This is a genomic window from Rhodococcus sp. A14, from assembly GCF_011603105.1.
Classification (GTDB): Bacteria; Actinomycetota; Actinomycetes; order Mycobacteriales; family Mycobacteriaceae; genus Rhodococcus_F; species Rhodococcus_F opacus.
In genome coordinates this window covers 25,336-43,805 of sequence record NZ_JAAOQS010000013.1, presented here as the reverse complement: position 1 = coordinate 43,805, position 18,470 = coordinate 25,336, and the positions used below count along the sequence as shown (strand labels likewise).

General features: G+C 67.3%; 20 protein-coding genes. 12 read left to right on the top strand and 8 right to left on the bottom strand.

The features are described from left to right. Positions 1-57 precede the first annotated feature (57 nt). Both G9373_RS10105 and G9373_RS10100 read left to right on the top strand, forming a co-directional pair. A complete protein-coding gene (locus tag G9373_RS10105) occupies positions 58-672 on the top strand; it encodes a TetR/AcrR family transcriptional regulator (RefSeq protein WP_005569817.1) in 615 nt (204 codons plus the stop codon). A gap of 13 nt (positions 673-685) precedes the next feature. Beyond that, the gene (locus G9373_RS10100) at positions 686-1,834 is read left to right on the top strand and encodes an acetyl-CoA C-acetyltransferase (protein ID WP_120659764.1); all 1,149 of its coding nucleotides are present in this window, start codon (positions 686-688) and stop codon (positions 1,832-1,834) included. A 39-nt stretch (positions 1,835-1,873) separates the two neighbouring features. Here the strand turns inward: G9373_RS10100 and G9373_RS10095 are convergent, their stop codons facing one another. Next, positions 1,874-3,136 carry a GNAT family N-acetyltransferase gene (locus G9373_RS10095; protein WP_120659763.1) on the bottom strand — a complete coding sequence of 421 codons (1,263 nt, stop codon included), beginning with the start codon at positions 3,134-3,136 and terminating at the stop codon, positions 1,874-1,876. A 140-nt stretch (positions 3,137-3,276) separates the two neighbouring features. Between G9373_RS10095 and hypA the strand changes: the two genes are divergently transcribed. The 10 genes from hypA to G9373_RS10045 all read left to right on the top strand — a co-directional run bounded on the left by hypA (position 3,277) and on the right by G9373_RS10045 (position 12,088). Then, positions 3,277-3,606 carry a hydrogenase maturation nickel metallochaperone HypA gene (hypA, locus tag G9373_RS10090; RefSeq protein WP_005244680.1) on the top strand — a complete coding sequence of 110 codons (330 nt, stop codon included), beginning with the start codon at positions 3,277-3,279 and terminating at the stop codon, positions 3,604-3,606. A 5-nt stretch (positions 3,607-3,611) separates the two neighbouring features. Further along, on the top strand, positions 3,612-4,403 hold the full coding sequence (gene hypB, locus G9373_RS10085; RefSeq protein WP_167115002.1) for a hydrogenase nickel incorporation protein HypB: 792 nt from the start codon (positions 3,612-3,614) through the stop codon (positions 4,401-4,403). Positions 4,404-4,563: 160 nt separating this feature from the next. Then, positions 4,564-5,619 carry a hydrogenase expression protein HypE gene (locus tag G9373_RS10080; protein WP_005258614.1) on the top strand — a complete coding sequence of 352 codons (1,056 nt, stop codon included), beginning with the start codon at positions 4,564-4,566 and terminating at the stop codon, positions 5,617-5,619. Positions 5,620-5,676: 57 nt separating this feature from the next. Beyond that, positions 5,677-7,470: a nickel-dependent hydrogenase large subunit gene (locus G9373_RS10075; RefSeq protein ID WP_005258616.1), complete on the top strand. Its 1,794-nt coding sequence runs from the start codon at positions 5,677-5,679 to the stop codon at positions 7,468-7,470. Between the two features lie 10 nt (positions 7,471-7,480). Further along, positions 7,481-8,437: a NifU family protein gene (locus G9373_RS10070; RefSeq protein ID WP_166680664.1), complete on the top strand. Its 957-nt coding sequence runs from the start codon at positions 7,481-7,483 to the stop codon at positions 8,435-8,437. Further along, positions 8,437-9,081, top strand: coding sequence for a DUF5947 family protein (locus G9373_RS10065; RefSeq protein ID WP_005258619.1), 645 nt, complete (start codon positions 8,437-8,439; stop codon positions 9,079-9,081). Before G9373_RS10070 ends, G9373_RS10065 begins: the two co-directional genes overlap by 1 nt. Next, positions 9,078-9,725: a DUF6084 family protein gene (locus G9373_RS10060; protein ID WP_005258626.1), complete on the top strand. Its 648-nt coding sequence runs from the start codon at positions 9,078-9,080 to the stop codon at positions 9,723-9,725. Before G9373_RS10065 ends, G9373_RS10060 begins: the two co-directional genes overlap by 4 nt. Then, complete coding sequence (locus G9373_RS10055) at positions 9,722-11,194, top strand: hypothetical protein (RefSeq protein WP_133986060.1); 1,473 nt, start codon at positions 9,722-9,724, stop codon at positions 11,192-11,194. The genes G9373_RS10060 and G9373_RS10055 overlap by 4 nt, the downstream gene beginning before the upstream one ends. A gap of 123 nt (positions 11,195-11,317) precedes the next feature. Next, a complete protein-coding gene (locus tag G9373_RS10050) occupies positions 11,318-11,830 on the top strand; it encodes a hydrogenase maturation protease (protein ID WP_005569809.1) in 513 nt (170 codons plus the stop codon). Positions 11,831-11,833: 3 nt separating this feature from the next. After that, positions 11,834-12,088 carry a HypC/HybG/HupF family hydrogenase formation chaperone gene (locus G9373_RS10045; protein ID WP_005569807.1) on the top strand — a complete coding sequence of 85 codons (255 nt, stop codon included), beginning with the start codon at positions 11,834-11,836 and terminating at the stop codon, positions 12,086-12,088. Between the two features lie 9 nt (positions 12,089-12,097). On the opposite strand, the gene G9373_RS10040 is transcribed toward G9373_RS10045, so the two are convergent. The 7 genes from G9373_RS10040 to G9373_RS10010 form a co-directional block, all read right to left on the bottom strand. Next, entirely contained in the window at positions 12,098-12,889 is a 792-nt protein-coding gene (locus G9373_RS10040; RefSeq protein WP_054246000.1) for a hypothetical protein, read from the bottom strand. A gap of 26 nt (positions 12,890-12,915) precedes the next feature. After that, positions 12,916-13,554 (bottom strand): hypothetical protein, encoded by a 639-nt coding sequence (locus G9373_RS10035; protein ID WP_005569803.1) that lies wholly within the window; start codon positions 13,552-13,554, stop codon positions 12,916-12,918. Further along, positions 13,554-14,291, bottom strand: a complete 738-nt coding sequence (locus G9373_RS10030; RefSeq protein WP_005569801.1) for an SDR family NAD(P)-dependent oxidoreductase — start codon at positions 14,289-14,291, stop codon at positions 13,554-13,556. Before G9373_RS10030 ends, G9373_RS10035 begins: the two co-directional genes overlap by 1 nt. Positions 14,292-14,301: 10 nt before the next feature. Beyond that, positions 14,302-15,084 carry an SDR family NAD(P)-dependent oxidoreductase gene (locus G9373_RS10025; RefSeq protein ID WP_005569800.1) on the bottom strand — a complete coding sequence of 261 codons (783 nt, stop codon included), beginning with the start codon at positions 15,082-15,084 and terminating at the stop codon, positions 14,302-14,304. A gap of 31 nt (positions 15,085-15,115) precedes the next feature. After that, on the bottom strand, positions 15,116-16,468 hold the full coding sequence (locus G9373_RS10020) for an MFS transporter (RefSeq protein ID WP_005569799.1): 1,353 nt from the start codon (positions 16,466-16,468) through the stop codon (positions 15,116-15,118). Positions 16,469-16,551: 83 nt separating this feature from the next. After that, positions 16,552-17,433, bottom strand: coding sequence for a polysaccharide deacetylase (locus G9373_RS10015; protein ID WP_005244664.1), 882 nt, complete (start codon positions 17,431-17,433; stop codon positions 16,552-16,554). Between the two features lie 11 nt (positions 17,434-17,444). Next, positions 17,445-18,464 (bottom strand): asparaginase, encoded by a 1,020-nt coding sequence (locus G9373_RS10010; RefSeq protein ID WP_054246001.1) that lies wholly within the window; start codon positions 18,462-18,464, stop codon positions 17,445-17,447. Positions 18,465-18,470: the final 6 nt, after the last annotated feature.

Genomic DNA, 18,470 nt, shown 5'->3' with positions numbered 1-18,470 from the left:
CTTAACCGCGCACAGGGCCGAAGGCCCTAACAAGCGCTTGGTTGATAGGATGTGACGATGACGCCACCCCCCGCCGACGACACTTCCGGCAAGTCCGGACGCCGGACCGAACTCCTCGACATCGCGGCCACCCTGTTCGCCGAACGCGGCCTGCGGGCCACCACCGTGCGCGACATCGCCGACGCCGCGGGCATCCTGTCGGGCAGCCTGTACCACCACTTCGACTCGAAGGAGTCGATGGTCGACGAGATCCTACGGGGCTTCCTCGACGACCTGTTCGGCAAGTACCGCGAGATCGTCGCGTCCGGACTCGACAGTCGCGCCACCCTCGAAGCGCTGGTCACCACGTCCTACGAGGCGATCGACGCGTCGCATTCCGCGGTCGCGATCTACCAGGACGAGGTGAAGCACCTCGTCGCCAACGAGCGCTTCGCGTACCTGTCCGAACTGAACACCGAATTCCGCGAGCTGTGGATGGGTGTGCTCGAGGCGGGTGTGAAGGACGGCAGCTTCCGGTCCGACATCGACGTCGAGCTCGCCTTCCGATTCCTCCGCGACACCGCCTGGGTCGCCGTCCGCTGGTACCGGCCCGGCGGCTCGGTCACGGTCGACACCGTCGCCAAGCAATACCTCTCGATCGTCCTCGACGGACTTGCGAGTCCCCGTAACTGACTAGGAGTTTCACATGACCGAGGCCTACATCGTCGACGCCGTTCGCACACCGATCGGCAAGAAGAACGGCGGCCTGTCCGGCGTGCACCCGGCCGACCTGGGTGCGCACGTCATCAAGGCCCTCGTCGAGCGCACGGGCATCGACCCGGCCGGTGTCGACGACGTCGTCTTCGGTTGCGTCGACGCGATCGGCGGGCAGGCCGGCAACATCGCCCGCACCGCGTGGCTGGCCGCCGGCTACCCGGAAGAAGTCCCAGGGGTCACCGTCGACCGGCAGTGCGGGTCCAGTCAGCAGGCCGTGCACTTCGGTGCGCAGGCGATCCTGAGCGGCACCGCCGACCTGATCGTCGCCGGCGGGGTGCAGAACATGAGCCAGATCCCGATCGCCTCGGCGATGGTGGTCGGTCAGCAGTACGGATTCGACACCCCCTTCGGCGGATCGACGGGCTGGACGGAACGCTACGGCGACCAGGAAGTGTCGCAGTTCAACGGCGCCGAACTGATCGCGGACAAGTGGGACATCAGCCGCGACGAACTCGAGCGCTGGGCGCTGCAGAGCCACGAGCGGGCGCGGACGGCCATCGCCGAGGGTCGCTTCGACCGCGAGATCGTCCCGTTCGGTGACGTGACGACGGACGAGGGGCCCCGCGAGACCAGCCTCGAGAAGATGGCCGCCCTGAAGACCCTCACCGACGGGGGACGACTCACCGCCGCGGTCGCGAGCCAGATCTCCGACGGCGCGAGCGCGGTGCTGCTGGCCTCACCGGAAGCAGTCGAGAGGTACGGCCTGACCCCCCGGGCCCGCATCCACCACCTCAGCGCCCGCGGCGCCGACCCGATCTTCATGCTCAGCGCGCCGATCCCGGCCACGCGCTACGCGCTGGAGAAGACGGGTCTGAGCATCGACGACATCGACCTGGTCGAGATCAACGAGGCCTTCGCACCGGTCGTCCTCGCGTGGATCAAGGAGATCGGGGCCGATCCGGCGAAGGTCAATGTCAACGGCGGCGCGATCGCCCTCGGCCACCCGCTCGGCGCGACCGGCACGAAGCTGATGGCCACACTCCTCAACGAACTCGAGCGCACCGGCGGCCGCTACGGTCTGCAGACCATCTGCGAGGGCGGCGGCACAGCCAACGCCACCATCATCGAACGCCTGTGAGTACTTGTTAACCGCGGGCGGTTAACAAGTACTCACAGGTCAGGTGCGGGCATGACCGGCGATGTCCTCCGTGAACGCCCGCATCATCTCGGCGGTGAGGGTGGGACGCACCGTGCCGATCACGTCCAGATAGTCCTGGGTGCCGGCATGGCAGCGTCCACCCGAGTCGACGCTGCACTCGAAGGTCGCCTGCGCCACGGTCCGTGCCGCGTGCGCGACATCGGCGGGCGTGTAGCCCTCGGTCGCGGCGACGAGGGCGGACACGTCGACCTGCTCGTTGCCGAGGTACCGCTCCCACAGGGCGTGTCTGGCCTCCGCGTCCGGCGCGCCGATCGGCAGCACGTAGTCGAAACGTCCGTGTCGAAGGAACGCATCATCCAGTGCTCGAACGGAATTGGTGGCGCATACCAGTAGCCGCCCGCCGCGTTCGCGGAAGTTGACGATCGACTTCAGCAGTTCGTTCACCACCCCGACGGACTGCGACCCGGGCCGGCGCCGCGCCGCCACCTCCTCCACCTCGTCGATGAAGACGACGACGTGCTCGAGTTCGCCCATCGACGTGAACGCCTCCCCGAGGCCGGCGGCGAGACCGCTCTCGGCGGCCGCGAGCCGCGACGGGAACAGTTCGACGAACGGCCAGCCGAGCCGGCTGGCGATGGCACGCGCGAACGTCGTCTTCCCGGTTCCCGGCGGCCCGAACAGCACCACCGCGCGGGGTGCTGCCACCCCGTGGTCGGCGGCCAGCGCCGGCCGTGACAGTGGGAGCACGATCTTGCGTTCGATCAGCGATTTCTCCCGGGTCATGCCGGCGACCTGTTTCCACAGTCCGGCGGGCGGTACCGCACCGCCGAGCGTCGCCAGAAGCCCGGCCGTGCGGGGCGACACCGTTCCGAGCTTCTCGTAGTACGTGACTCCCGTGCGGGCCGTGAATCCGGAATTGGTCAGCGCCGTCGCACCGGTCTCCCCTTCGGGGAGGAGGGCGGTCACCCGTCGCACTCCTCTGGCGAGGAGCCGGTGCTCGAGCTGCGACAACAGGGCGCTGCCGAGCCCCTGCCCACGCCATTCGGGATCGAGGGAGATCCGCATGACCCAGGCGCGGTCCTCGTCGACGCGAGCGACCGCCGTCCCGATGATGTGCCCGTCCCTCGTCGCGACGACCGCGGGGTGACGGTTCAACAGACTCCCGACCACGTCCGAGAGCGCGAACAGGGGCAGTTGGTCCGTGGTGGTGGAACTGCTGTCCATGCGCACGACAGCCTCGAGATCCTCCGGTTCGAAGTCTCGGATGGTCCAGGCGTCCATGCGCCCTCCCTGTAGTGGATGGCGGATCCTCAGACTACGTCTGCCGTGAGTACTTATTAACCGCCCGCGGTTAATAAGTACTCACGGGCGGGAAGCGCTACGCTCGAATCCACAGGTGACGAGTCCTGAACGGGGCCGTGATGCACGAGTTGGCAATCACCCAGAGCGTCGTCGACGCCGTCTGCGAGACCGCCGCGGGACGGACGGTCCACAGTGTGCGCGTACAGGTGGGGGCGTTGACGGCCGTGGTCGCCGATTCGATGCAGTTCTGTTTCGAACTGGTCACCGAAGGGACCGTCGCGCACGGTGCCCGTCTCGACATCGACCACACCCCGGGCGGGGCGCACTGCCGTGAGTGCGGCGAGGATTTCGCGCTCACGGACCTGGTGTTGCTGTGCCCGTGCGGAAGTGCGGACGTGGAGGTCACGTCGGGTCGGGAACTACGAATCCTCTCGATGGAAGTGAGCTGACGCAAATGTGTGCCACCTGTGGATGCGGAGACGAGACCGGAACCAGGATCACGGTGCCCCATGAGCACCCGCACGACCACGAGCACCCGCACGACCACGATCATTCGCACGACCACGAGCACCCGCACACTCACGAACACCCCCACGAGCACGCGACCGAGACGGTGACCCTCGAACAGAAGGTGCTGGCGAAGAACGACCTCACGGCGGAGCGCAACCGGGGCTGGCTGGCCGGACGTGGGGTGCTCGCGCTGAACGTGATGAGTTCGCCGGGGTCGGGGAAGACGACGCTGCTCGAACGCACCATCGCCGACATCGGTGGGCAGCGGCGCGTCTCGGTGGTGGAGGGTGATCAGGAGACGATGCTCGATGCCAACCGAATCAAGGCGACGGGATGTGCTGTGGTGCAGGTGAACACGGGCGCCGGGTGCCATCTCGACGCCGAGATGATGTGGGACGCGCTGACCGCTCTCGACCCCGAGCCGAACTCGCTGCTGTTCATCGAGAACGTGGGGAACCTCGTCTGTCCGGCACTGTTCGATCTCGGTGAGAAGAGCAGGGTGGTGGTGATCTCGGTGACCGAGGGGACGGACAAGCCGCTCAAGTACCCGCACATGTTCGCGGCGGCGAACCTGGTGATCGTGAACAAGGCGGACCTGTTGCCGTACGTGGACTTCGACGTCGATCTCTGCACGAAATACGCCCGGTCCGTGAACCCCGACCTGCAGATGATCACGTTGTCGGCGACGACGGGCCAGGGCATTGCGCAGTGGTACGACTGGATTGCGAAGCAATGACGCTCCTACACGACCGGGTGGAGCCGCGCGGTGCGACGCGCCGAGGACCGTTGACATCCGCTCGGCGGCGGAGCTAAATAAATATCAGCGCCACACAGGTGGGCCGACGGTCGACTCCGGTGGCGACAGGAGTTGTGTTCACTCCGGAAAGCGACCTGATATGCCGACACAGGAAGCAATCAACGCCGAGGACACCCTGATTCACGTGCTGTGGATCAATGCGGGACTCAGTTGCGACGGCGATTCGGTGGCCTTGACGGCTGCGACGCAGCCCAGTGTCGAGGAGATTGCTCTGGGAGCCCTGCCGGGCCTGCCCAAAGTGGCCGTTCACTGGCCGCTGATCGACTTCGAGAACGGCCCCGAGGGCGGCGCCGACGACTTCCTGGAGTGGTTCTGGAAGGCGGATCGCGGCGAGCTCGAACCTTTCGTCCTGGTGGTGGAGGGTTCCATACCGAACGAGCAACTTCACGACGAGGGTTACTGGTGCGGTTTCGGCAACAATCCCGAGACCGGTCAGCCGGTGACGACGAGCGAATGGCTCGATCGTCTCGCTCCGAAGGCGACGGCGATCGTCGCGGCCGGGACGTGCGCCACGTACGGCGGTATTCACGCGATGGCGGGTAATCCGACCGGTGCGATGGGCGTTCCCGACTATCTCGGCTGGGATTGGAAGTCGAAGGCGGGCATCCCGATCGTCTGCGTTCCCGGCTGCCCGATCCAACCGGACAATCTGTCGGAGACGCTGACGTATCTCCTCTACATGGCCACCGAGCAGGCGCCCATGATCCCGCTCGACGACGCTTTGCGCCCGCAATGGCTGTTCGGTGCCACGGTGCACGAGGGCTGCGACCGCGCCGGCTACTACGAGCAGGGTGATTTCGCCACCGAGTACGGCTCGCCCAAGTGCATCGTGAAGCTGGGGTGCTGGGGCCCCGTCGTCAAGTGCAACGTCCCGAAGCGGGGCTGGATCAACGGTGTCGGTGGGTGCCCGAATGTGGGCGGTATCTGCATCGGGTGCACGATGCCTGGCTTCCCGGACAAGTTCATGCCGTTCATGGACGAACCCCCGGGCGGCAAGATCTCCGCCGCGGCGTCCGGACTGTACGGATCCGCCATTCGGAGTCTCCGCAAGATCACCAAGACCACCTTGGACAAAGAGCCGCACTGGCGCAGTCGCGGTACGAAACTGACCACGGGCGCCACACGCACCTGGTAGTCCCGCTCGGGGTCTCGGGCGGTAGTCCGCCGGCCTCGAACACTGAGAGGTACGTCGATGACAACGATCATTCCGGAACCTTCGCACAAGTCGGAATCCGACGGCCTGGTCGAGATGGCGTGGGATCCGATCACGCGCATCGTGGGCAGCCTGGGCATCTACACGAAGATCGACTTCAAGCAGAAGGAAGTCGTGGAGTGCCACAGCACCTCGTCGATCTTCCGCGGCTATTCGATCTTCATGAAGGGTAAGGACCCGCGCGACGCCCACTTCATCACGAGCCGCATCTGCGGTATCTGTGGTGACAACCACGCGACGTGTTCGTGTTATACCCAGAACATGGCCTACGGCGTGCAGCCGCCGCACATCGGCGAGTGGATCGTCAACCTCGGCGAGGCCGCGGAATACATGTTCGACCACAACATCTTTCAGGAGAACCTCGTCGGTGTGGACTTCTGCGAGAAGATGGTCTCCGAGACCAATCCCGGGGTGCTCGCGCAGGCCGAGAAGACCGAGGCGCCGCATGCCGGTGAGCACGGCTACAAGACCATCGCCGACATCATGCGTTCGCTCAACCCGTTCACCGGTGAGTTCTATCGGGAGGCGTTGCAGGTCAGCCGGTGGACGCGAGAGATGTTCTGCCTGATGGAAGGTCGGCACGTCCATCCGTCCACCCTGTATCCGGGTGGTGTGGGCACGGTCGCGACGATCCAGTTGATGACCGACTACACGACGCGTCTGATGCGCTACGTGGAGTTCATGAAGAAGGTCGTCCCCATGCACGACGACCTGTTCGACTTCTTCTACGAGGCCATGCCCGGCTACGAGAAGGTCGGCCTGCGCCGGACTCTCCTCGGCTGCTGGGGGTCCTTCCAGGATCCCGCGGTGTGCAACTTCTCCTACAAGGACATGGAGAAGTGGGGACGGGCCATGTTCGTGACGCCCGGCATCGTGGTGGACGGCAAACTGATCACGACGTCCCTCGTCGACATCAATCTGGGCATCCGAATCCTGCTGGGCAGTTCGTATTACGACGACTGGACCGACCAGGAGATGTTCGTGAAGAACGATCCGCTCGGGAATCCGGTCGACCGCAGGCATCCGTGGAACCAGCACACCAACCCGCACCCGCAGAAACGCGACATGGAGGACAAGTACAGCTGGGTGATGTCGCCGCGGTGGTTCGACGGCACCGATCACCTCGCGCTGGACACCGGCGGCGGGCCGCTGGCCCGGCTCTGGAGTACCGCCCTCGCCGGCCTCGTCGACATCGGGTACGTGCAGTCGACCGGTCACAGCGTGAAGATCAACCTGCCGAAGACCGCGCTGAAGGGCCCGGTCGAGTTCGAGTGGAAGATCCCGCAGTACGGCAGCAACACGATCGAGCGTGACCGGGCGCGGACCTACTTCCAGGCGTACGCGGCGGCGTGTGCGCTGCACTTCGCGGAGAAGGCGCTCGCCGAGATCCGGGCCGGGCACACGAAGACGTGGGAGAAGTTCGAGGTCCCCGACGAGGGAATCGGCTGCGGCTTCACGGAGGCGGTGCGCGGAGTCCTGTCGCACCACATGGTGATTCGCGACGGCAAGATCGCGAACTACCACCCGTATCCGCCGACGCCGTGGAACGCCAACCCCCGCGACAGCTTCGGTACGCCGGGGCCGTACGAGGATGCGGTGCAGGGTCAGCCGATCTTCGAGGAGAACGACCGGGAGCATTTCAAGGGCATCGACATCATGCGGACCGTCCGCAGTTTCGATCCCTGCCTGCCCTGCGGTGTGCACATGTATCTCGGTGAGGGAAAGACGCTGGAGAAGCTGCATTCTCCCACCCAGTCCGTGACCGGCGAGTGACGGGGTACGCATGGAGAGTGGCGGATCGGAGACGTGGGGGAGTGACGAAGTAGGAGACGACCCCGATCGGTGGCGGACAGCCGGCGAGAGGATCGACAGCCTGTTGGACGCGAGTTCGACAGGTGGCTCGGTGGCACGTGATCGCGCCGAGCAACTGGTCCGCGAGGTGGTCGAACTCTACGGCGCCGGGTTGCAGCGCGTCCTCGAGATCATCGGTGACCGCGACGACGACCTCGTCGAACGGCTGGCCGCCGACGAACTCGTCGCGAGCCTGCTGCTGGTGAACGGGCTCCATCCGCACGACGTCGAGACGAGGGTCGCCACCGCACTCGACAGTGTGCGCCCCTATCTGGGATCCCACGGCGGTGACGTCGAACTGCTCGGTGTGGTGAACGGTGTGGTGCGGCTTCGGCTGACCGGCAGTTGTCAGAGCTGCCCGTCCTCGGCGGTGACGTTGGAACTCGCCGTCAAGGACGCCGTGCTGGCGGCGGCACCGGAGACCGTGGACATCGAGGTGGTGGGTGCCACCCCCGCGGCCGGCTCCGGGCTGATTGCCGCGGAATCGCTGTTCTCCCATGTTCATCCGAACGGAACGGACGGGTCGAGTGGCACCGGGACGTGGATCTCGGTGCCCGAACTCGAGGACCTCGCGCCCGGGGAGGTGGCCGGGTTCGCCGTCGCAGGGCTCCCGATTCTGGTGTGCCGGATCGGGGAGCAGTTGTTCGCCTACCGCGACCGCTGCGCCGCCTGCACCAACTCGCTGGCCGGGGCCACCCTGCAACGAAAGGCGGGCGGGCAGGTGGGGGACGCGGTGCTGCGCTGTCCGTCGTGCCGGGCGCACTTCGACCCGCGCCGGGCAGGACTCCGTCTGGACAGTGACGCGGACGCCGAAACGCTGTCGCCGCTTCCGGTCCTCGTGCGTGACGGCGTCGTCTCCGTCGCGGTGCCCGCCGCGGAGGTGGCGTGATGAGCCCGTCGGGGAACGGGCTGCGCATCCTGCAGCGCATCGCGTCCGAGCGACCCAAACCGGTGGTCGGCGAACGGTGCGACATGTGCGCCGTGCCGATCGCCGACGCCCATCAGCACGTCGTGAACGTCCAGGACCGGCAACTGATGTGCGTGTGCCGCGGGTGCTACCTGCTGTTCACCGACGAGAGCGCTGAACTGCGTTTCCGGGCCGTCCCGGAACGCTACCTGTCGTTTCCCGACTTCGAACTCGCACCGGGTCGCTGGGACGAACTGGAGATCCCCGTCGGGCTCGCCTTCGTGTTCCGGAACTCGCTGCTGGCCAAGACCGTCGCGTTCTATCCCGGTCCGGCAGGTGCCACCGAATCGGAGCTGCCACTCGACGCCTGGGACGGCGTTCTCGCGGCCAACCCGGCGCTCGGCCGGCTGTCCGCCGACACGGAAGCGTTGCTGCTGCGGGTCCCCGAGCACGGCGGCGGCGACCCCGAGTGCTACCTCGTCCCCATCGACGCCTGCTATCAGCTGGTGGGCGAGTTGCGGCAGGTGTGGCGGGGGTTCGACGGTGGCCAGGATGCTCGCCGGGTCATCGACACGTTCTTCGAGACGGTGCGTGCGCGCAGTCGCGTCGCGAAGGAGCCGACGTGACCGAGTTGTCGTTCCACGTGGAGGACGTGTTTCCGGAACCGTTCGCGGTTGCGCCGAATCTTACTGCGCGAGTGGAGGTGACGGAGTCGAGCGGTGCCGCCGTGCACGCGATGGCCGTCCGGTGCCAGGTCCGCATCGACCCGCAACGCCGCCGCTACACGGACGGCGAGGCGGAGGGCCTCCTCGATCTGTTCGGGCCCCGCGAGCGGTGGACGGCCACGCTCAAACCCTTCCAGTGGATGCAGACCAGCACCGTGGCCCAGGGGTTCACCGGGTCGAGTGTGGTGGAGTTGCCGCTGCCGTGCACGTACGACTTCGAGGTCACGGCCTCGAAGTATCTGCACGCCCTGGACGAGGCCGGGTCGACGGTGCCGCTGGTGTTCCTGTTCAGCGGAACGGTCTTCACCCGCGGGGTCGCCGGTTTCGGGGTGGAACGGATCCCGTGGGATCGCGAGTCGACCTACGACCTGCCGGTGGCGGTGTGGCGCGAACTGGTTCAGGCGCACTACCCGAACACGGGGTGGGTGCGCCTCGACCACGACACCCTCGCCGCGCTGGCGCGCTACAAGGCGGCGCACGGTCTGATCGGACTGGACGTCGCCATTTCGGACCTGCTGCAGGGAGCCGGGGAGGTGATCGCATGATCTCCCCGGCGTCCCTGCAGCGAGTACGTGCCGTGGCCGACGCGGTCCTGTACGAGGGTTATCTGCTGTATCCGTATCGTGCGAGTTCGTCGAAGAACCAGTCGCGGTGGCAGTTCGGCGTCCTCGGACCGTCGGGTGCGGCGGAGTCGGGGGTCGGCGAGGAACCGCGGATGTCCTGTCAGACCCTGATGCGGGCCGGCACCGGAGCGGGGGTGAACGTCACGCTCCGATTCCTGCAACTCCAGGTGCGCAGCATCGAACGCGCGGTCGCTGACTCGGCGGAATTCGTTCCCGTCGACGAACTGACCGTCGCGGGTGTGAGCTGGCTCAGCTGGGACGAGGCGGTGGAGCGCGAATTCGATCTCGGCATCCTGCACCCCGCGGAGTGGCCGGGCGAACGCCGCCTCGGCGTCCACATCGACGGCGGCACGGAGGTGGAGGAACTGCGGGGCGAGGACGGATCCCTCGCCGGCCGCGTGGTGCGCACCCGGTGGCCCGCACACGCGGTCGTGACGGTGGGCAGCGACAGCGTCGACGGGTTGACCCGGGTGCGGGTGTCGGTCGAGAACGTGACCACCGCGCCGGACGTCGCCGGCTGGGACACCGAACCGCGGGACGCGGGAGTCTGGGGCAAGGATTCGGCGATCCGGCAGTCGCTGATCGGCGCCCACCTGATCCTGGCGGCCGAGAACACCGAGTTCGTCTCACTCCTCGAACCCCCCGCGGAGGCGGAGCAACTCGCGGGCACCTGCGCGCACGAACGGTGCTACCCCGTGCTGGCCGGCTTGCCGGGGGAGACGGACCTCGTCCTGGTGTCGCCGATCATCCTGTACGACCACCCCGAGGTGGCCGAGCAGAGCGACGGGGCACTGTTCGACGCCACCGAGATCGACGAGATCCTCACACTCCGGGTCATGACCCTCACCGAGGAGGAGAAGCGGCAGGCCCGCGCCACCGACCCGCTCGCCGCCCAGATCATCGATCGGTGCGACCAGATGTCGCCGGCGACGCTCGCCCAGATGCACGGCATCCTCCGAGATCCGCACGTCCCGGACCCGCACCTCCCGGATCCGAACCTCCCGGATCCGAACCTCCCGGACCCGAACCTCCCCGACATGGGTCTCGTCCCGGAACTGACCGACGACATGCCGTGGTGGGATCCGGACGCCGACACCGCCGTACGTCCCGACGTCGACGGCGTGGTCGTGAACGGCGTCCGGGTGGCGAAGGGCACCGTCGTGCGGATCCACCCGTCGCGGCGCGCCGACGCCCAGGACCTGTTCTTCGCGGGACAGTTGGCTCGCGTGGTGACCGTGCACGCCGACGTCGACGGTGGCACCCACGTCGGCGTCGTGCTGGTGGACGACCCTGCGTCGGAGTTGCACGAGTGGTACGGGCGGTATCTGTACTTCGCCCCGGACGAGGTGGAGCCGGTCTCGGCAGACACCGGAAAGGATGGACAGCCATGAAGATTCTCGGAGAGATGACCACCGCGGCTCTGGCGTTGGTCGTGGTCGCGGGCGTTGCGGTCGCCGTCATCGCGATTCCCGACATCAGACGATATCTGCGTATCCGGAAAATGTGAGTCGCACGTGACGGTGGGCAGGCGGGTTCTGGTTGCCGGTGTGGGCAACATCTTCTTCGGCGACGACGGTTTCGGTCCCGAGGTGCTGCGCGCGGTCGCGAGGAGGTCGCTGCCGCCGGGAGTCCGCGCTGTCGATTTCGGCATTCGCGGAACGCATCTGGCCTACGAGCTGCTGGACGGGTGGGGCGCTCTCCTGCTGGTGGACGCGGTGCCCGGCCGCGGTGAGCCCGGGGCGTTGAGGGCATTCGAGGTGGGTTCGGATACCGCCGCGGCGGCGCCGCTGGACGCGCACAGCATGGATCCGGGGGCGGTGTTCGCGAGTCTGCGCGCGCTCGGCGGAACCCTGCCGCGAACCGTGGTCCTCGGCTGCCAGGTGGAGAACACCGCCGAGGGAATCGGGCTCTCACCGCGGGTCCAGGCCGCCGTCGACCCGGCCGTCGACACGGTGTTCGAGATCGTGGATCAACTGCTGGAGTCCGAGTCCGCGGCAACGCTGCAACCGGACACGACGGAGGGCTGAATCATGTGTCTCGGTATTCCCGGTCAGGTGGTGCGCATGCTGGAGGGCTACGGCAACCAGCTCGCGCTCGTCGACGTCGTCGGCGAACAGCGCAAGGTGAACGTCGGCATGCTGCCCGAGGACGTCAGCCTGGAACCGGGCGACTGGATCGTCATCCACATGGGGTTCGCCATGGAGAAGGTGGACGAGGCGGGCGCCGAGAAGGCGATGGCCGGGCTGGAGATGATGGGGCGGTCGCGGACGGCCGACGAAGACTGACGGCGCAGATCACCGTATACCCGCCTCACGGACATCCGGTGGTCCGGCGACGAAGTCGCGCGCCCGGTTCCAGCGGGCGTGGTAGCGCTCGCCGAATCGCGACTGGGCGCGCGCCATCCGGCGCGGTTTGTTCGGGTAGCGGCGCATCGCCCACCACGAGTCGGGCTTGGCCAGGCGGATGGCGCCGATGATCGCCACCGGCTGGAACACGATCCCCACGATCCCCGTGACGAACTTGCCCTTGAGCAGGCAGATCACCGAGATGGCGAGGGAGATGGCCAGATAGCCGATCGACGACCACCACTCCGGGGTGCCGATCCGGCCGGTCACGAGTTCGGCGCCCCCGATCATCAGACCGGTGATCATGAGCGCGCAGAAGATCGCGTCCACCGACTTCCGGCCGGACGTGCTCCAGTACACGTCGTCGAGGTGCACCCACAGCGCGAACTCGTCGAACGTGAGCGCGAGGCCGACGCCGAAGAGGGCGGCGAAGACGTTGAGCGCGGTGCCCTCCGGGGTGGTGGCGATCAATGCCAGCCCGGCCAGCGTCATGAACAGGATCCCGAAAACCTGGTGATGCAGGTGCACACCGCCGACGGTGATGTCGTTGATCAGACCGCCCCCCGACTCCGCGCCGTCGTCCGTGGGCGCCGCTCCCGATCGCGCCCGGATACGGCGGGTGATGGTCCGGGTGACGACGAACGTGACCAGGACCGCGATGAACAGCCACATCACGGGATACAGGACCACTACCCGGCTGTCGCCTTCGGTGTCCACGACGATCTCGGCGAGAAGGGCCATCTCGACACTCCGTCAGGTGGGGGACATCATCCTCTCTCCGGGTATACACCCCGCTCGCGGACGGCGGACGAAGACTGGACGTTCCGCTCGACGGAGAATCCGAGCCCGTGCCCGTCCCAGGTCTGGAGGGTGACCACCGAGTCGGCCAGCGCGATGCGGGCATCCAGGCCGCGTCCGTCTCCGTGGCCGTGGGCCAGCATGCCGGACAGCACGATCGCGCCGCGGGTGGCGGAGTCGAATTCGAGGACCGCGGTGGATGTTCCCGTGCCGTCGTGCACCTCGGCGACTCGCACGTGGAAGCAGTGGGGCGCGGCGAGATGTTGCTCGACCTGCTGCCGGGCCAGGGCACGCGTGTCGGCGGTTACCGACAGGGGTGTCCGCCGGTCGGGGAGCGGCTCCGGCTCGTCGAACGACTCGGGCAGACGCACGCCTTCCCACGCGGGCTCGGGTTGCCCGCACGCCAGCAGGCCCGACCACAGTTCGGTCATCGTCGCCGCGACGATCGTCCGCCCGGTGGGCGAGGCCACGGTCCAGCCGCTAGGGGTGGAGCGGACCCGCGCCGCGGCCGACCCGACGAGCCTGGCCACCGCCTCCCGCTGAGTGTGTGTGCGGATGACCGGGCTCAGCCAGTCGCCCGCCTTCGCTCCCGGGCATCCGCCACACATCAGGGCATCACGTCCCCGCTATTCGGGCCGAGGGTCTGGCCCACGTACAGGTTCCCGCCGGGGTCGGACGCGAGGAGCACGGCGGTGGGTGCCACCTCCCGGGGTAGTCCGAATCGGCCCAGGGGCAGTTCCGCCCGCTTGGCGACCTTCCAGTCCTCGGTGATGCCGTCGACGAGCGGGGTCTCGATCGGACCCGGCGCGATGGCGTTGACCAGGACGTTGTGCCGCGACACTTCGAGTGCCAGCGATTTGGTGAGCGCGATCGCCCCGGCTTTCGCGGCCGCGTAGTGCGCGAGTCCCACCCCGCCCTTGATCCCGAGTTGCGACGCGATGTTGACGATGCGTCCCTCACCCGCGGCCACCATCGCCGGAACAGCAGCCCGGCACATCAGGAACATCCCGGTCAGGTCGATGTCGATCGTGCGGCGCCACATGTCGAGTGACATGTCGGCGAGCTCGGATTCCTCGAGGATCCCCGCGGAGTTGACGAGCACGTCCACGCGTCCGAGTGCTTCGACGGCGCCTGCGTAGGCCGCGCGCACCGACTCCTCGTTCGCGACGTCGACTCGGACGGCGGCCGCGGCCCCGAGTTCTTTCGCCGTCAGCTGCGCCGCCGCTTCGTCGACGTCGGCGATCACCACGTCTGCGCCCTCGGCGAGATACGCCTCGGCGATCGCGCGGCCGATACCGCTGGCTCCGCCCGCGACCAGCGCCCGTCTACCGTCCAGAACTCCCATGATCGTTCTCCTAGTCCTGCATCTTGGTGGTGAGGCCGCCGTCGACGACGATGGACTGCCCGGTGAGATAGCGTGAGTCGTCGCTGACGAGGAACCGGATGACGGTTGCGATCTCGGCGGCCGTCCCGACACGTCCCCACGGAATCTTCGCCCCGGCCGCCACCAGACCGTCGGGGCCGAGTGAATTGACCGGATCGGACGACTGCGGAGTCTCGATCAGTCCCGGAACGATGGCGTTGGAGCGGATCCCGCGCGGCGCGAGTTCGACGGCGAGGGCGCGGCTGAGTCCGAGCACGCCGGCCTTGGCGGCCGAGTAGTGCGCGTGCTCGCCCCACCCGTAGACGCCGCCCGCGATCGAGGAGATGGAGATCAGCGAGCCCGGCCCGTCGATGCGGGTGGCGGCGGCGCGCAGGGTCCGCATCACACCGGTGAGATCGACCTGCAGCATGTCGGACCAGGCGGCGTCGTCGAGTTCGGCGATCGCGTTCTTGCGTAGGACACCGGCGTTCGCGACGGCGAAGTCGAGCCGCCCCCATTCCGTCAGTGCCCGGTCGGTGAACGCCTCGACCTCGCTGGTGGACCGCACGTCGACGTCGTGGATCACGCCGTCGCCGCCGACGCTCTCGACGCGACGCAGCGTCTCTTTCGGGTCGTGGGGGTCGCCGGGGAAGGTGCCGATGACCACCCGGACACCCACCTCGGCCAACGCGACCGCGGTCTCGCGGCCGATGCCGCTGGCCGCGCCGGTGACGACGGCGACCCGGTCCTTCAGATTGTCGTACGGATTGTGCATGAAAGTTCCTGTCGTAGTGCGTGGTACACCGCTATCCGGCGGTGATCGCGACCTTCTTGGCGAACAGCATCACGAGGCCGGACGCGAAGGTGCCGAGAGCGCCGACCCAGAACGCCGCGGTACCGAATCCCACGTTGGCCGACACCATGGCGGTGAGGAGGAAGCCGCCGATGATCGCGCCCGGTTGGCTCATGGCGCCGATGAACGTGGCACCGGTGGCGCGGCAATCGGTGGTGTAGCACTCGGCCATGAAGAAGTTCATCGCCGAGTACGGACCGAGGAGGAAGAACAGGCCGAACATGTAGGTGGGCAGGACGAATGCCGCGGACGACGGCCCGAGCAGCATGAGTGCGAACAGGATTCCGCCGACCATCCAGCCGCCCACGATCGCGTTGCGGCGTCCGAATCGGTCTCCCGCCCAGCCGTGGAAGAGGTACCCGAAGATGCCGACGACGTTGGCGAACACGACGAGCAGCAGCGTGAAGTTGCCCGAGAAGCCCTTGCCGTCCTCGAGGACCGTCGTGCCCAGCACACTGAACGTCTGGATGCCGAACCAGTTGACCATCCACGCGAGCGACAGGACGATCGTGTTGCGACGGTTGGCGCCGTGGAAGATCCGGGCGAGCGAGCTCGATTCGGAGTGCTCGATACCGTACTCCTCGGCCAGGACCCGGGCCTCGTCGGGCTTCCCGGCCTTGCGCAGCCGGCGAATCCGATCCTGGAGATCGAACTGCGGCGACTCCTTCAGCCGTGCGCAGACGAACGCGATGATCAGGGCGGGGAGGGTGGCGACGAGAAAGACGATGCGCCAGTCGTCGGGTCCCACGATCGAACCCATCAGGGCGACGAATCCGGCGGCAAGGAGTGCGCCGAGGGGCCATCCGGTCTGGACGAACGAATAGATGAACCCGCGGTGCTTGCGCACGGCGTCACTCTCGGAGACCGCGTAGATCTCGTTGAGATACGTGGCGTTCACGGCCTGTTCGGACAGTCCCATGCCGCCGATGGACTTCGCGGCGACGAGGCTGAACGCACCGCCCGAGGCGGCTGTCGCGGCGGAGGACAGTGCCGTGCCGCCGACGGTGATCATCATGCCCTTGCGTCGCCCGAGCCGGTCGACGAGCGGGCCGACGCCGAGCACGACGATCGCCGTCCCGATGCTCACGAACGTGGAGATGAGCAGCGCATGCGAGGAACTCCAGCCGAAGTCCTCCTTGACCCGGGGGAGCAGGGTTCCGAACAGGATGAAGTCGTACACCGCGACCGTCCAGGCGAGGAAGGCGATGATCGTGGACTTACGGGTTTCGCGGATGCTGAAGCGGGGGAGTTGCTTGGTGGGACCGCCGGTTTGCGATACTGGGATTCCCTCGGCTGTCTGGCTCATGGGTGTCCTTCCGGGACTGATGATGTCGGATGCTGGGGGCGGCGGTGGGAGTGCGGGCCTGCACCCCACCGCCTTTCGGTGGATCAGCTCTGACGCGGGAAGCGTTCCTTGAAGTCGTTCACCATGTGGTCGAACGTCACCCACTCGACGCCGTCGTGTTGGTTGATGTACTCGATGAGGCGTTCGAGCATCAGCAGCGACTGCGGCCGGCCCGACACGTCGGGGTGAATCGTTACGGGGAAGATCGCGTAGTCCATCTCGCGGTAGACCCAGTCGAACTGGTCCCGCCACATCTCCTCGAGGTGCCGCGGGCTGACGAAGCCGTGGCTGTTGGGGCTGGACTTGATGAACATCTGCGGCGGGAGATCGTCGAGCAGCCAGTTGGCTGGGATCTCCACCAGATCGGTCTCCTGGCCGCGCACGAGCGGCTTCATCCACGTCTCGGCCGGCTGGCTGTAGTCGATCTTCGACCAGGAATCGCCGACGCGCACGTAGTACGGCGTGAAGTCGTTGTGCATGAGGGAGTGGTCGTACTTGACGCCACGCTCGATGAGCAGTTCGTTGGTGACCTTGGAGAATTCCCACCACGGCGCCGTGTATCCGGTGGGCTTGCTGCCGGTGAACGATTCGATCAGTTCGATACTGCGATCGAGGATGTCGGTTTCCTGCTGGCGCGTCATCGCGATCGGGTTCTCGTGGCTGTATCCGTGGATGCCGATCTCGTGCCCGGCCGCGACGACCTGCTCGATTTCGCGGGGGAACGTTTCGATGGAGTGGCCGGGCACGAACCAGGAGGTGGTGATGTCGTACTTGTCGAACATCTTCACCAGGCGAGGCACGCCCACCTCACCGGCGAACATGCCGCGGGAGATGTCGCCGGGGGAGTCTTCTCCGCCGTACGAGCCGAGCCATCCTGCGACGGCGTCGACGTCGACTCCGAAGTTGACGTAGATCTTCTTGGACATGCGTACCTCTCCTACTTGTCGGTCTGGTTCGCCGTGGCGTGCGGCACCACGGTGGGGTGGGTATGGGTGCGGACGAGGTCGGCGACGTCCGAGGGGGAGGACACGGCGACTGCCGCGGCGAGCAGAACCCGGGCCTGCGCCGGCCGCAGGAGACCGGCAGTGAGCGCGCCGACCTCGGCGAGGTCGGCGCCGCCACCGTTTCCGTAGCGGGGAACGATGTCTCCGTCAGCGACGCGCGTGGCCACGACCACCGGGATTCCGGCCGCGACGCAGTCGCGGGCTCCGTCCACGAACGTCTTGTTCGCGTTGCCGATCCCCGTCGCCTCCAGCACGATTCCCCGGGAACCCGCGTCGACGGCGGCGTCGAGCAGGGCCCGGTCGGCGCCTGGGTGCACGGCCACGATGTCGACCCGGGGGAGCGCGTCCGGTATCGGAAGAGGCTGGGGACGAACCGGTCTGGCGAAGAGCGTCAGGACTCCGTCGACGATCCGGCCGAGGGGTCCGGTCGCGCCGTTGTCGAACGCGTCCAGTGCGGTGGTGTGTCTCTTGCGCGTCCCCGCGGCCGTGAACAGCCGGCCGGCGAACGCGATCGTCGTGCCGAGGTCGTGGGCGCGGTGGTCGGCGGCAACGGTGATCGCGTCCCGCAGGTTGCGCGGCCCGTCGGAGTCCGGCTCGCCCGCCGTGATCTGCGCACCGGTGAACACGACCGGACGCGGATCGCCGTGGAGGAGATCGTGCAGGTACGCGGTCTCCTCCATCGTGTCCGTTCCGTGCGTGACCACCACGCCGGACACGGACGGGTCGCGGAGTGCGGCCACGATTTCGCGCACGATGACGAGTTGATCGGCCGGTGTCAGCAGGTAGCTACCCGTGGTGAGTATGTCGCGGCCCTCGATCTCGACGTCCGCCGGAGCGGACGTGCCCGCGGCGTCCAGTAACGCCGACACGTGATCGGAGGCCACGGCCTTTCCGGCCGGGTCGTTCCGGGACGCGATGGTCCCGCCCGTGCCCAGCACGACAACCTTGCTCATGACTTC

Bases quoted from the DNA above. Each gene is read 5' to 3' on its own strand.
- G9373_RS10105 (WP_005569817.1), top strand. From the start codon at position 58: ATGACGCCACCCCCCGCCGACGACACTTCCGGCAAGTCCGGACGCCGG.
- G9373_RS10100 (WP_120659764.1), top strand. From the start codon at position 686: ATGACCGAGGCCTACATCGTCGACGCCGTTCGCACACCGATCGGCAAG.
- G9373_RS10095 (WP_120659763.1), bottom strand. From the start codon at position 3,136: ATGGACGCCTGGACCATCCGAGACTTCGAACCGGAGGATCTCGAGGCT.
- hypA (WP_005244680.1), top strand. From the start codon at position 3,277: ATGCACGAGTTGGCAATCACCCAGAGCGTCGTCGACGCCGTCTGCGAG.
- hypB (WP_167115002.1), top strand. From the start codon at position 3,612: ATGTGTGCCACCTGTGGATGCGGAGACGAGACCGGAACCAGGATCACG.
- G9373_RS10080 (WP_005258614.1), top strand. From the start codon at position 4,564: ATGCCGACACAGGAAGCAATCAACGCCGAGGACACCCTGATTCACGTG.
- G9373_RS10075 (WP_005258616.1), top strand. From the start codon at position 5,677: ATGACAACGATCATTCCGGAACCTTCGCACAAGTCGGAATCCGACGGC.
- G9373_RS10070 (WP_166680664.1), top strand. From the start codon at position 7,481: ATGGAGAGTGGCGGATCGGAGACGTGGGGGAGTGACGAAGTAGGAGAC.
- G9373_RS10065 (WP_005258619.1), top strand. From the start codon at position 8,437: ATGAGCCCGTCGGGGAACGGGCTGCGCATCCTGCAGCGCATCGCGTCC.
- G9373_RS10055 (WP_133986060.1), top strand. From the start codon at position 9,722: ATGATCTCCCCGGCGTCCCTGCAGCGAGTACGTGCCGTGGCCGACGCG.
- G9373_RS10045 (WP_005569807.1), top strand. From the start codon at position 11,834: ATGTGTCTCGGTATTCCCGGTCAGGTGGTGCGCATGCTGGAGGGCTAC.
- G9373_RS10040 (WP_054246000.1), bottom strand. From the start codon at position 12,889: ATGGCCCTTCTCGCCGAGATCGTCGTGGACACCGAAGGCGACAGCCGG.
- G9373_RS10035 (WP_005569803.1), bottom strand. From the start codon at position 13,554: ATGTGTGGCGGATGCCCGGGAGCGAAGGCGGGCGACTGGCTGAGCCCG.
- G9373_RS10030 (WP_005569801.1), bottom strand. From the start codon at position 14,291: ATGGGAGTTCTGGACGGTAGACGGGCGCTGGTCGCGGGCGGAGCCAGC.
- G9373_RS10025 (WP_005569800.1), bottom strand. From the start codon at position 15,084: ATGCACAATCCGTACGACAATCTGAAGGACCGGGTCGCCGTCGTCACC.
- G9373_RS10020 (WP_005569799.1), bottom strand. From the start codon at position 16,468: ATGAGCCAGACAGCCGAGGGAATCCCAGTATCGCAAACCGGCGGTCCC.
- G9373_RS10015 (WP_005244664.1), bottom strand. From the start codon at position 17,433: ATGTCCAAGAAGATCTACGTCAACTTCGGAGTCGACGTCGACGCCGTC.
- G9373_RS10010 (WP_054246001.1), bottom strand. From the start codon at position 18,464: ATGAGCAAGGTTGTCGTGCTGGGCACGGGCGGGACCATCGCGTCCCGG.